Source organism: Segatella copri, assembly GCF_019249765.2.
GTDB lineage: Bacteria > Bacteroidota > Bacteroidia > Bacteroidales > Bacteroidaceae > Prevotella > Prevotella copri_K.
In genome coordinates, this window is record NZ_CP152484.1 from 2,086,277 (window position 1) to 2,099,640 (window position 13,364).

A 13,364-nucleotide genomic window follows, 5' to 3' on the forward strand; every position below is an offset into this window, starting at 1 on the left:
GGTGCTTGAAGAACTAAAAAGCTAAAACAGGAGGCAAAGACTCTCACTTTATCATTGCCTCCTGATTCTCTATTTATTATACCTTATAAACAAATTGTTCAAATCATCTTGGCTCATCAAATGCTTAATATCATTACGAACCGAGGAAGAAGCTGCATTGAGCGATTCCACTTTCTTACCAGTCGCTATATCCACAATGCGCATCATCTCATTACGCTTAATAGCAGAACAACGCTCTGAATATGCTGCCATTCCCTTCAATTTGGGAACAGAGTCTGCATAGCCAGTATAATGAGGTTCAAGCAATACAAACTCAAACTGCTCATCCACACGACGCACAACGATAAAATCAGGGAAATGCGGTCTTAATTCGTCGCCATTAAGATATTGAATACATAGAAAACCATTCTTATTAGGAACATTTCGCACCCAGCAAACGAAACCTTCTTTTTTCTGTTCCACATCAAGTACAGCTTGCTCCCACTCATTCAACTTAAATACAGCCTTCCCCTCTCCATCCACATATAAATGATCAGTAAATGCTGTTCCTTCAGGATGCTTGCTCGTAACCATCAAGTCTGGCAAGGTTAAATCGAATGGCAAAGTAGATACGTGAGCCTTTACAATCTTCTCATATTCACGCTTCACTTCCTCCCCAAAAGCCTCTAACTTTTGACGATACTTATCGTAATATTCATAGAATGCCTCCTTGCAATACTTATCCAGACGTTCCATACACGACTGATTATTGGCGTAGAGGATAAATTGTAAACGCAGTTCAGTATTGTCATACTCATCCAGGCGAGCCTTGCGATAAGCATTCAGCACGCCGTCTTTTCCAAAACGTGTTTCCACATTCTCGCTCCAAGTATCTATATCCGACTCTGAAAGAATGAGTTTGCCATCCTCGCCCTCTTTTGCGCTTTTGCCCAAGGCATCAAAAGCTAACACCACATCGTTCATGGTGCGGATTTTCTCCATCGTCTGCTGGTAAGTCCCAGCATCCTGCAAATCCTTGACGAAATCAGTTATCTGACCGACGATATCATTCTTCAGCTTATTGACAGCATCTCTGCACAATCGAGTGCGAACCAGCAAATGGCAAAGTTTGAAAAGAGCTTTTCGATAATCCGTAACGTCTTTTTGCGGTATCGCATAATTATCTATCTGAGCGGCATTGATAGCCTCGAACACTTCCTGTCGTGAAAGTCCACAAGGCAAGTTGCCCCTAAGTTTCAATTCCTGCTTAGGCGAAGGATTGGTTTCCACATGAGTAGGAATCGTACCTTCCAATTCTCGCTTCACCCGTTCTACGGTAACCGCATCAAAATTAGGAAGGAAAAGCTGTACTTCATTCAAAGTATCATCAGTCTCTATTCGTTTCTGCAAAGGAGTGCGCACCATTCTTCCTAGCAGTTGGGCGATGTTGGTGTAACCTGATGCCACCTTGAACGACATCATCGTCTCAGCCCTTGGACAATCCCAACCTGTGGAAAGATTATCCTTGAAGAAGATGACTTTTACGTCCTTGGACTCCGATATTCGTGAAGGGTCGAGATAACGCACTTCAAGCCCATTGACAGTAATGGATTCCTTGATGTCGAAAGTATGTACCACTTCACCACTTCTCAATGAAATCCCGGCATGAGCCTCAATGATGCGCAAGCACTCGTCGAGGTTGGTTTCAGACAACTTATCATCCTTTTTGTTCTTTACCTGAACCACCAAGGCTGGTCTCACTTCCACATCCTCATGTTGACGATACGCCTCCCAATGCTGGCATTTACTTTTCCAGTCCTTTGCGGCTTCCGCCAGATAGGTCATCTCGGCGAAAGCCTCTCCTGTCTGAGGATGGTGTATTTTGATCTCATCCTTCAGCAAGCCTGACGCACGCACCTCATCGGGAGTAACCTCCACCTTAGGCAACAGCGTAGAATCAGCAGATTTCACCAATTCATTGAATCGTTCCAAGGTGGCACTCATGCCGATTACCAATGGCATGGACGGCATATTGTCTGCCTCCGAACCAAGAACAAACTTCTGCATGATACTCATCTGCGTACCAATCTCATTGGGCTTGGCACCACGATGAGCCTCATCAATGATAACCACAAGTTTGTCACCATACTCCTCTATCGTGTTGCGCATAAAGTCCCAACCTGTATAGTTACGGCTATCGCTATACTTCACAAGATTGCTGTTTACCCCAAATTTCTGGGTATTCACATAATAAATGGTACCCAACTGAAGTTTGTCGGCCTTGAAGTTCTGCTCATCTATAGTCACAACTTGGCGATTTCTCAACTTGTCTGCCACTTTGTAGAGTTTGTCCTTACTCTGCTCGTTCAGTTCAGGTGCATCGCTTATCCATAGCACGATGGCATCATTCTGAGTCCCTTGATAGGTGTCTCCAGTATAGAGAGCCTCAATGAATGCAGACATGATGATGGTCTTGCCAGCACCCGTAGGGGCTGTAAAAGGTATGATGCTCTTCTCACCATCTTGCTTATAGCGACGCTGTGCCTTCACCTGTCGCTCTCGCAGACTGCCAAGTGCTTTATTCTGAAATTCAAATAAATCTACTAACATACGTGCCTTATTGTTTTCTTTCTATATTAATCTTAAAGTTGTCGAGATAGTCACGGTAAAGCTGATAAGTCTGCTTAACATTCAGACTTGCAGCCAACGTGCGATAATTCTCCTCACTATCTTCGATGATGTAAACGGTCTCCACCTCTGGCTTGTCCCGCAATGCCTCTTTCAGCTCGTCTATGGCAAACTCATCGTTCAAGACAGCCATCTTGTTCTCGGGAAATACCATAAACTCACCATCCACATGAGTAGGACACACACCATGGGCACCTGCTTTCATCCACAAGATAGGCAGCAGTTCGTTCAACTGGGCGCCAAGCGAAACCTTATCTTTATCAAGGAAAGTCAACTTATAGTAAGCCGCATTTGCAACAAAGCCTTCAGCCATCGGAATCGTAACAGGTACAGTCTTTATCTTTTCGGGCAACTCATCCAGTTCCTTCTTGGCTGCGGTGAATGCCTTATTATTAGAAGTAACCACGTAGATGGTATCAATACTCTCATGAATATCCTCCATAAACCCGTCTATCTTGGTAACGTCGAAGAGGATTGCATTATTAGCATCCTCTGGCACAAGATATGGGCATTCAGCCTTAACCGCATTTTGTGGCATTTTCTTGTCGCCAATCAAGCCAACGATTTGTTTCTTCAATTTTGTTCCCAAGGAATCATCACGAAGGTCAAGGCTAATTTGCTTGATACTTCTTTTTACCACCTTCTCTTCCGTATTGGAAGTAATGTAATCTCCCTGGATTGGGTTTCCATTCACATCCACACCAAGAATGGAGCATTTTGTACGAGGCCAGTTCACATAGCGAGCGATGCCAAACTTCTCCCATTCCTCATCACCCTTGTGCAAACCTTTGGCTCGGAATGCCTTTTCCTCCTCGGCACTCACCTCATTGTTGGTCACCATGATGCAACGGCGATGTCCGCCATCCTCCTTATTCAAGAGATTAACAGCATGAAGGGTTGTACCACTGCCCGAGAAGAAATCGAGGATGAGAGCGTTTGGGTTGTTGGCAACGAAGAAACGGATGGCATCGTGGACAGCATAAAGGGATTTTGGGAAGGAGAAGCGATTGCCGATAAATTTAGACAAAAGTTGTGTCCCTTTATAACTAGCATCATGATTTGCAATATTCCATTGTGTTCCAGGAATAAAAGACCTAGAATAATTGGAATTATCAACAAGTACTGTTCCACTTACAACATCCCTACCAACAACATTTACTTCTTTATCTTCTATTTTTTGTATGCTTCCCCTTTTTAAAAAAGTAACATAGATACCCGTATTCGTAATTTTTCCCCATTTTATATAACCTTTAGACAAACGTTCCTTTAATTCATCTTTCCCTAATTGCCAGTTTCCTTCTGTTCCATTCGGTCTAATTGGCCATAAAAACAAACGATTAGCCTTTTTCTCCATTACAGAAGAAGGATGTTCTGACAAAGGCATAGCTTCGCCTATGTCCAAGATTTGAGAGGCATTTTCATTGAAAATGATAGGATAAAACAAATTTTGCCTATCTGTTCTTAAGCTATTAGTTCCTGTTCTTCTTAATTGATTCCAAACTATACCTTGAGCACCTTGACTTTTATTTTTCCCTAACTCCCATTCTTCGGATAAAGGTAATTTTTGAACAGCACTATCCCCAAATTGTACTATATAAAGAAACTCGTTTGTTCGATAAAAGGAATTACTTCTAGCCACACCACTTTGTGCTATTACGCTACTCACCATCTGAATATTTGCCTCAGGAAACATTTCCTCCAATAAGCATCCAAGATGCAAATACTCCTTTTCATCAATAGTTACAATCAGCACCGAATTCTTAGGATTCAGCAATTTCTTGGTAAGCAACAGCCGACTCTCCATCATAGCCAACCATTTACTATGACGGTAACTATCATTGCCATCTACATAATTATTATTGTACTTCCAATCGGTAGCACCACTATTGTAGGGAGGGTCTATATAGATACAATCCACCTGTTGCGGATAAAGATAAGCCAAGAGCTGGAGAGCATGAAAATTGTCCGCTTCTATCAACGTGTGCCAAAGGTCGCTATCGGGAGCATTTTGAACAGAGTCCACATATTTAAGGCAAGGGTAAATTGGCTCACCATTCTTTGCCACACAAATGAGGTCTTGGCAAGAAACTTGCAGTTCCTCACCTGTTATAGAATGGTGGCAAGTAGCCATCCCACGGCACACACTCATCACCTCCCAAAGAATATCCTCTGTGAGCCTTTTGTCATCATCCACCTTGCGAATCACCTTGCATCCACGGCTGATAGGATAGTCATAGAGCAAAGTCATCTCTGGCACATGATTCTCAAACACAAGTCCAAACTTTTTATGCTTGGTCAGCTCTTTCACCTCCTTTGCCACATGAAGGCGAAGTTCCGGATCTTGTATTCGAGCAATTAAATCATTAATCGCTGCCATCTTATAGTTATTTTAAGTCGCATCCAACTATCAAGACGGCTTGCTGCAAGGAGAGAGCATCATGGATGGAGAAAAGAAAAAGGTGCGGACCCCTTTCCTTTCGCGTTCACGGGAAGCCTGAGAATGAAAACCCGCCACTCATGTAGGAACGGATGTCCACACCGTATAGGTATGAACATCAACAATACACATGAGTGTGCGAGCAAACTTCCTCTAAAACAGAGGCTTCACAGCAAACAGCATTCCGATTACTCCTTCTGCGGAAAAGAAATCAGTTTCTCAGGCTTTTTCTTTGTGAACGCGAAATAATAGTCAATGCTTTGTTTTTACTAAAATGTCTTGGAAATGGCCAAAACCAAATCCAAGTGCAAAGATACAAATATTATTTGAAAATCGACAATATTTTATGGAAAAGAACGAAGAAAAAGCAAACATTTACAAATAAAGAAGTACTTTATTCCAAATTTTGCAATAAATTTAATAATAAAATTTAGAATAACTCATTAATTTTCAATTTTCTCTGCATTTTCTCTGCAATTATTGCTTTTATCTCAACTATTTTCCGTAACTTTGCGAAAATAAAAACGTCTAAGGATGCCTCTGGCAAACTAGGACAAGTATCAAATTTTAAAAAGAGAAAAGGATGGAAATCAATTCATTCGCTATAAAAGTAAAGAAAGAGCCTACAGCCATCAGTCTTTTCGCTGGTGTAGGAGGTCTATGCACTAACCTCCAAAAATCTATCAAGAGCGGGAGCGTTCATTTCAGCAAATTGCGAGACACACTTATTTGGAAAAAACTCAATGCTCCTGAAAACATAGACGAGGTATACTTCCCTGTCTGGGAAGATGAATTAGAAGCCAACTTGAAGGATACGAAAAACTCCCTAAAAGAACTAATTCTTGACAACCTCAACACGGAGGAAGACATTCGCTTGACCAAGGCATACCTATATAGAAAAATCATTCGCTACTTTCGACAATATGGTTGTCCTTGCAAGAAGGATTTCATTGGTGGCATAGAAGTTTACATCAAGGAAGCGGACGAGGGTACCAATTACTGGACATACCAGCGATATGGCTTGACCATAAGATACAATGACCAGATAAAGGATGGTTGGCAACTAGATATTACACAAGGAAGCAAATCCCTTGTCGGGAAAACACCTATTTACCTCTTGCAGTCCCTGCAAGATGAGCAATTTCGTGTCATCGCAGGAACTATGATTCTGAAGAAATCAGAAATAGGACAACACCACATGGAGGCTACAAATGGGAAAATATACCCCATCGTAAACCACAGCATCAAGAGCGGACTCAAAATCCCTACTCACTACCATCGAGATGGCAACAAATATGTTACTAAATATAACGGCATAAGAAATTTCATATCCAAATGGATAAACATTCCAGCTTTCACTGAAAGCGTAGGAGTGGATTTGCCCAACAACGCCCACTTCATTCAACTGGCTGAAGAGAAAATCAACATCGTCGAGGAAAAAGCCAAAATGCTGAGATTTGGCAACAACCAGACAAATGTTAGTCCAGGCTACTGCTTCAAGAGATTTGGAGCTGCAGAGCGTCCTACAGAACATCGACATTTCTTTATCTGTCCACGTTCTCAGAATTTTACCCTTTGGCGTTTGTACTACATTTTCCAACAAGGAAAGGATTCCAAGAATGCTCCCAAAAACCGCCTGTCACCAGATGACATCGACACAAACAATTATCTATACCATACGATATGGATGGGCAATCATGCCTGGGCAAATGGCATGAACTTTATGTTCTCTGACGACGAGCATGCTTTGGCGGAACTAGAGAACCATCTTACGGCGATGAACTTCGAGCACGACAAGAAATACTTTGCTATCATCATTTCAGACGTAGACAGAGATGATGTCTCATCACCTCATTACCACCTCTATTACGACATGAAGTATCTCTTGATGAAATATAACATTGGCTCACAAGTGATTCACAAAAAGAGAGTGGATGAGAACAGTTTTATCAATTATATGGTGCCCAACATCGCAGCAGCTATAGCCGGCAAAGAAGGGGGCAAAGCATGGAAGATAGCCTATCCTAGCCAAGAGAATGATATGATTGTAGGAATCGGTGCTTACAGAGAGCATGGCATCAACCAACAATATATCGGATCAGCAGTATGCCTCGACAAAGAGGGAGAGTTACACAACTTTGATGCTTGTCTCAAAGGCAACTTCGAAGAGTTGAGAGCCACCCTTATCAAGGCTATATTGAACTTCTACGGAAAGTTCAAGCACCCCTCACGCCTCATCATCTATTATCACAAGAAGCTGAATCGTGAAGAGTCTGACATCATAGAGGATGCCTTGCGAACCTGTCAAGTTAGTTGTCCTGTCATTGTAATCCATGTCACAGAGACGGACAATGAGGACTTAATGGCTTTCGACACATCGTGCACCAACGTGCTGATGCCAGTAAGCGGCACATACATACATCTCCGCACTCGTAAAGGTTGCCACGAATACCTCTTATACAACAATGAGAGATATGGTGGATTTGGTGAAAAAATGCCGTTTCTCAGACCGTTCCCTGTCAAGATTTCCATCATGCCAGGAAGACGGAACAAAAAGGAATTGACAGAACAAGACGTCAAGGAGATTGTCACCTTGACCTATCAGACCACTCGCATCAACTGGAAATCTGTTTCCATGCGAAGTATGCCTATCACCATTGCGTATGCAGCACTGGTCGCTAAGTTTGTACCACATTTCCCGAATGGGCAATTAACTGAGTTTGGAAAAAATAATCTTTGGATGCTATGATTTTACCCATCACAGAATCAATACTAAGGGGCGAGCTTCGCCCCAACCTTATCACAGAGACTGTTTCATTCGAGAAGCAGTCTCTGTTGATGCGCCTTTTGCGCCATACTAAGGAAAGAGGCAATTTGCTAGAACTGGAGAAAGACATCATCAACGCACTTGATAGTCTGACCCAAGTAAAGGAGATATATCACAAAGACCGAGAGCAGAGAAATACTATAAGCTGCTTGAATCGCTCCACACAGATAGATTCATATACGAGAGTGTATAAAGCTGTATTGTCAGACATTATGACATGCCCAGAAATTTCAACTCCAACACTAAGAATGTACAAGACCATTCTCGACTTGGAAAAGCGACGCACCATTTGGGCTTTGGTGGAACTACATTCCATTATGAAAGACGATCGGTTTGTCCGACCAGAGATAAAAAGCCTTATGACCACCATCAAAGACTATAGCAAAGAGATAGATTCATGTAAAGCTGGCAAGAATAAAAACGTCGCTGTATTACTACAAAATATGCTCACAGAACTATACTTCAGTTTAATCCTAACATTCTCTCCCCTGTTATATACCCAAGGTAACCTTGACTTTGACGATGACTTTGGAGATTTCGTTTTCCTATGGAAAGGAGTCTTTCCAACGGAAGAAGAATTTGACAAATATCAAAATGAGAAAGATAAAATCCAAGAGGAGAATATCGTCATACGACACAAGGACGCCCTTGTGGCAACAGAAGAGAACCAACAAAAAGAAAAACGCCCTCTAAACAAGGCAGAAAGATTCTTAGAGGACACTACACAATATGAATTCTTGAAAATGCCAAAGATTGTCGCCCTTGACTCCAACAATGATAATCGAAGAAAAGAAAAAGCTATAAAGCTAATAGAGCAGATGCTTGATGCTCCTGCTCATGCCGCAGCCATGCTCGACTATCTAGGCTTTTTCTCATGGATAAAGGACAAATATGAGACAGGATATACACTTACTGCATACGACCAATTTTGCACCAAGGTTGTCATGGGGCAAAACGGTGAAGCATTTAAGAAATACAGACTTGCAATAAACCGTAATTCCAAGTCGCTGAAACCGTATCAATACTCAGGTGACATAGAGCAAGAATATGCCAATATAAAAAATGAGGTGCAATAGCCGTACTTGTTTCACACATAGTACAGCTATTGCCACAACTGTTGCTCTTGCCACTTTTCAGGAAACCCCATTGCTTTGGTATCAACAATTGGATACTTCTTTAATAGCTCTACTAAATCCTGCTTGAAAGAATTTCGAGGATAGACCACATCTATAAAATGCTTCAATATACAAAGGGTAAAGAACACCTTTCCTTGCACGACATCATTTGACACCCACGGAAAGCTTGGTCGATTCATTGCCAATGCACGCAAAGACAAATATCTGTTCCAAAGGCGCGCATGATGGCAACAAGTATTTCTTGTCAATGTTATTATAGTCATCCAAGAAATAAAAACAGGAACTGTCAAGCCAAAATATCTTGCTATTTTCTTACGTAGCTGGTTACTAGCTATATTTTCATATATTCTCGTCAATACACCTAAAGGAATGATTTCTGAAATCATCCACGATGGAGGGTAAGGATTGTCGTAAACATGATTGAAATGATTTATAAAATCCTCACGTGTATTCTGTAGTTCCTTATCTATCAGTGATTTTGTCTTAGAAAATTTGTCAAGATGAGCAAAGCAAGAAGAGTTAGTCATCCAAAACACATCGTTAGTCTCTGCACACGATATATTAACAATTGCACTTCTTACAGCTATCTCTATACGCTCAATCTGGTTAAATATCAACAAACGCAAATCCCTATCAAAGTCATAAAGTTGGATTGCCTTACCCAAACTGCTTTTTACCTTAAAGAGATGCTCTTCCTTAGGAATTTTAAGAAAAGGGTACAAATAGCCACTCAATCGGTAATAACCTATTGATTTTAGCAAAGCTTCGGCATCAGATACATCCGAACAATCCAAACCTCTACCTTCCATTATTCTTAATAGCTCTGATGGGGCTGTATATTGTTTATTGTACTGCATATCATAATTTACATACAAAAATAAAACGACCCGCCGATTTAAGCATTAAAAAGAGGCTTGGCGGGTTCTTGTGCTGCAAATATACAACTTTCTCTCGAATCTACCAAACTTTTTTGAGAATTTCTTTAAAAATTTTAGTTTTCCGTAAAAATCTTAGAGCTAGACCTATTTAGACCAACCAGACCAAAATAGGCCAAAACAGACCAGAATACATTTCTTCGTCGCCCAAGATAGACCAAGTTCTTTTGCAACCGAATCCATACGTCACATCGTTAGGGTTCGGAAAATGAACAAAAAAGACATAATAAACAGTATGATGCCTGAAGCACAGTATGGCACGTACAAAAAAGAAGACACAGGCATACAAGACTCACAACCAGCCACAACACTAACCTTGCAGCCTTTGCAAAGTTTGCAAGGTTTGCAAAACGTGCAAAGTGTGCAGTCTACACAAGCCGTGCAAGCTCCTACCCTCACCCCACTCGACCAGTGGCACGACAACTATGAGGTGATGGAGATGTTTCACATCAGTCAGCGTACCTTGCAGACGCTCCGTTCCAACGGCAAGCTGCCCTTCGCCAAGATGGGCGGAAGATGCTACTACAAGGAAAGCGACCTGCAACGACTCATGGAGGAATCCTACAGAGACAGCAGAGTGAAGCCTATGCCAAAAGACAAGGTTATGCCAAAGGCCGAGCAACCAGCAAAGGAAGGAGGCACACCATGCCAATGACCATTGACCAACTCCACGAGCATCGGATGCAATATTACCGACATCCCATCTCTAACGTGTTGAGCCACAACCGTGTGAGCATCTACCATCTTTGGACTTACATCACCAACCCTCTGCTCTACAAGCAAGCCACGGACACGCTCCGTGGCATTGCCGACGAGAAAGAGCGCAAGGCTTTCAAGGCAAAGGAGTTTGACTACATCCTAGCAAGCGGCACCTTCAGCAGTCGCAACGACCAAGGTCTCATCCAGCACTCCAGTCTGCTCTGCATCGACATCGACCACATCGGTTACGAACAGGTGGAAGACCTCAAGCAGCAATTCATACACGATGAGGTGATGAAGGAAAACTTCGAACTGGAACTGGCCTTCCGCAGTCCTTCGGGTGATGGACTGAAGCTCATCGTAGCAATAGACTTGCAAGAGGCTGACCATGCAACTTGGTTTCTTGCTCTGCAAAACTACATTCGATTGAACTATGGAGTGGACATTGACCCTGCTTGCAAAAACGTGAGCCGAGCCTGTTTCCTACCCTACGACCGACATTGTTACGTGAACCCACTCATATGCCCTTTTTAAGTGAAGAACGAAGAGTGAAGAAACAGCGTTCGGCGGCCGAAGGGAAAGCCAATTCAAATGCCTTCAAATGGCATCATAACGTTATTAAAAACATCAAAAGTATAAGGAGATTACAATTATGACAACAAATAAATCATTCAGCCCAAAGCAATGGGCTAACATCAATACTGCGGAACAAATCCGCACAGTGACCAATCGTATCGTGGAGATGGGTATCGACATCACCGCAGGCTATAACCGTTGGCGCAACATCGCCTTTGGCATCTCGCTCGAAATGGGCGAGGAAGGCAGAAGCTTCTTCCACGACATCAGTCGATTCTATGCCGATTACAACCACAAGGAATGCGACAAACTCTATGACGACTGTATCAAGCGACTCAATTCCAACAGCAACCATTCTGGCATCAGCATTGCTTCTTTCTTCGGTTATGCCAAGGAAGCAGGGGTTAATATTACCATGGGAGATGCTAACAGCACAAAAAACGCAATCTCTACAAACATTGCAAATGATGCAAACCTTGCAAACTCTGCAAATGATGCAAACACAGAAGAACCCATCCCTCTGCCAACCTTCAGCGACAAAGTAGCCACCAACTTGCCCCCAATCTTCAAGGACATCACAACCTTGGGCAAGACACCTACCGAGAAAGACATGCTCTTGCTTGCCTCCATCACCATTCTGAGCGGAGCCTTCCCAGAGGTCTTCGCCATCTATGATGACATGCGAGTATATCCTAACCTCTTCACCTTCCTCGTGGCAAACGCTGCCAGCGGCAAAGGACGTACCTCTGCTTGCCTCAAGCTGGTGAGTCCTATAGAGCAAGAAATACGTGAGGCCAATAAACAGGAGGTGGACGATTACCAACAGCAACTCGCTGACCTGCGTGCCTCGGGCAACAAGAAGTCCGCTGCCATGCCTATGCCCAAGGAACCGCCTTATCGCTCAATGTTGATACCAGCCAACTGTTCCTCTACCGCTATCTACCAAGCCCTCCACGACAACCACGACCAAGGCATCACCTTCGAGACTGAGGCTGATTCGCTCGCCAACACCCTCAAGAGCGACTATGGCAATTTCTCCGATGGTCTGCGCAAGGGTTTCCATCATGAGGACATCACCTATCGACGTCGCAAGGAGAACGAGCACGTGGAGATTCACAACCCTAAATGGACGGTCTATCTCACAGGTACACCAGGACAGGTGAACAACCTCATCCCTTCACCTGAGAACGGACTTTTCTCCCGCTTTCTCTTCATGAAGGTGGATATTCCTGCCAAATGGCACAACGTGTTCAGCAAGGCTAAGCGCACCATCGACGAGGAAATGGAAGCCATCGGCAAGCGTGTGTTCCGCATCCATCAGCATTTGGTTGCTAGCAAGAGTATGAAGCCAAAGACTGGTCAGTCCTACTCGAATGACATCCTGTTTGAACTGACTGATGCACAAGGTGAGCAATTCAACAAATACTTCGAGAGCCTAGTGGAGGAATACAAGAACATGTTGGGCAGAGACTTTGTGGCAAGCATCTACCGACTGGGACTGAGCACCTTCCGCATCGCCATGGTTTTGAGTATCGCAAGATTGGAGGAAACGCTTTCCGAAAGTCCCACAACCTCCATCTCTGAGAATGCAACAACCTCCATTATTTGCCGAGACGAAGACTTGGACAATGCCATAACCATCGCCGACACACTGATGCAGCACGCCGCAAAAATCTTTGCCACGCTTATGCCAAACAAGGAGGAAGACGGAACATTGGGAATCAAACTAAGCCCTAAGAGCGAAAGACTCTTCGAGAACCTTCCCGACAAGTTCAATCGCCAAACGGTTCTTTCTATCGGAAAAAAGCTTGGCATTCCTCAGCGCACAGCCGAGAAATATGTAGGCGAATATGTCAACAAGCACGGTCTATGCAAACGAACAGGAAACGGAGAATATGAGAAGGTTAAGCAACAAAACGCAGACGAGCGCAGCCTCCTACCGATGCTTGGAAAGTGCTGAAAAAAGTAGTATCTTTGCAATGTGGTTAGGAAACGAGGGCTACGGACCATGATTTAGCTCAACGGCGACAAGACTTGCTCCGTACCCTCTCCGTACCTGCTCCGTACCAAGTCTATACATGCTCCGA

At 43.2% G+C, this 13,364-nt stretch carries 8 protein-coding genes; 5 read left to right on the forward strand and 3 right to left on the reverse strand.

The window, feature by feature from the left end; all coding sequences use genetic code 11:
• Positions 1-69: 69 nt before the first annotated feature.
• Complete coding sequence (locus KUA46_RS09125; protein WP_218486883.1) at positions 70-2,589, reverse strand: DEAD/DEAH box helicase; 2,520 nt, start codon at positions 2,587-2,589, stop codon at positions 70-72.
• Positions 2,590-2,596: 7 nt separating this feature from the next.
• Positions 2,597-5,044: a site-specific DNA-methyltransferase gene (locus KUA46_RS09130; RefSeq protein ID WP_256625013.1), complete on the reverse strand. Its 2,448-nt coding sequence runs from the start codon at positions 5,042-5,044 to the stop codon at positions 2,597-2,599.
• A gap of 643 nt (positions 5,045-5,687) precedes the next feature.
• Between KUA46_RS09130 and KUA46_RS09135 the strand changes: the two genes are divergently transcribed.
• Entirely contained in the window at positions 5,688-7,853 is a 2,166-nt protein-coding gene (locus KUA46_RS09135; protein WP_153092896.1) for a Piwi domain-containing protein, read from the forward strand.
• Positions 7,841-9,007 (forward strand): hypothetical protein, encoded by a 1,167-nt coding sequence (locus tag KUA46_RS09140; RefSeq protein ID WP_153083751.1) that lies wholly within the window; start codon positions 7,841-7,843, stop codon positions 9,005-9,007. Before KUA46_RS09135 ends, KUA46_RS09140 begins: the two co-directional genes overlap by 13 nt.
• A 26-nt stretch (positions 9,008-9,033) precedes the next feature.
• Here KUA46_RS09140 and KUA46_RS09145 read toward each other — a convergent pair whose 3' ends face one another.
• The gene (locus KUA46_RS09145) at positions 9,034-9,876 is read right to left on the reverse strand and encodes an Abi family protein (RefSeq protein ID WP_153083773.1); all 843 of its coding nucleotides are present in this window, start codon (positions 9,874-9,876) and stop codon (positions 9,034-9,036) included.
• Positions 9,877-10,210: 334 nt separating this feature from the next.
• On the opposite strand from KUA46_RS09145, the gene KUA46_RS09150 reads away from it, so the two are divergent.
• From KUA46_RS09150 to KUA46_RS09160, 3 genes are all read left to right on the forward strand, one after another.
• The gene (locus KUA46_RS09150; protein WP_153092895.1) at positions 10,211-10,657 is read left to right on the forward strand and encodes a helix-turn-helix domain-containing protein; all 447 of its coding nucleotides are present in this window, start codon (positions 10,211-10,213) and stop codon (positions 10,655-10,657) included.
• The gene (locus tag KUA46_RS09155) at positions 10,654-11,235 is read left to right on the forward strand and encodes a BT4734/BF3469 family protein (protein WP_217744664.1); all 582 of its coding nucleotides are present in this window, start codon (positions 10,654-10,656) and stop codon (positions 11,233-11,235) included. Before KUA46_RS09150 ends, KUA46_RS09155 begins: the two co-directional genes overlap by 4 nt.
• 118 nt (positions 11,236-11,353) lie before the next feature.
• Positions 11,354-13,237 (forward strand): DUF3987 domain-containing protein, encoded by a 1,884-nt coding sequence (locus tag KUA46_RS09160; protein WP_153092893.1) that lies wholly within the window; start codon positions 11,354-11,356, stop codon positions 13,235-13,237.
• The last annotated feature ends 127 nt before the right edge of the window (positions 13,238-13,364 follow it).

What these genes read in the sequence shown, in the direction of transcription:
- KUA46_RS09130 (WP_256625013.1), bottom strand. Translation starts at nt 5,044, where the DNA reads ATGGCAGCGATTAATGATTTAATTGCTCGAATACAAGATCCGGAACTT.
- KUA46_RS09145 (WP_153083773.1), bottom strand. Translation starts at nt 9,876, where the DNA reads ATGGAAGGTAGAGGTTTGGATTGTTCGGATGTATCTGATGCCGAAGCT.
- KUA46_RS09160 (WP_153092893.1), top strand. Translation starts at nt 11,354, where the DNA reads ATGACAACAAATAAATCATTCAGCCCAAAGCAATGGGCTAACATCAAT.
- KUA46_RS09150 (WP_153092895.1), top strand. Translation starts at nt 10,211, where the DNA reads ATGAACAAAAAAGACATAATAAACAGTATGATGCCTGAAGCACAGTAT.
- KUA46_RS09135 (WP_153092896.1), top strand. Translation starts at nt 5,688, where the DNA reads ATGGAAATCAATTCATTCGCTATAAAAGTAAAGAAAGAGCCTACAGCC.
- KUA46_RS09125 (WP_218486883.1), bottom strand. Translation starts at nt 2,589, where the DNA reads ATGTTAGTAGATTTATTTGAATTTCAGAATAAAGCACTTGGCAGTCTG.
- KUA46_RS09155 (WP_217744664.1), top strand. Translation starts at nt 10,654, where the DNA reads ATGACCATTGACCAACTCCACGAGCATCGGATGCAATATTACCGACAT.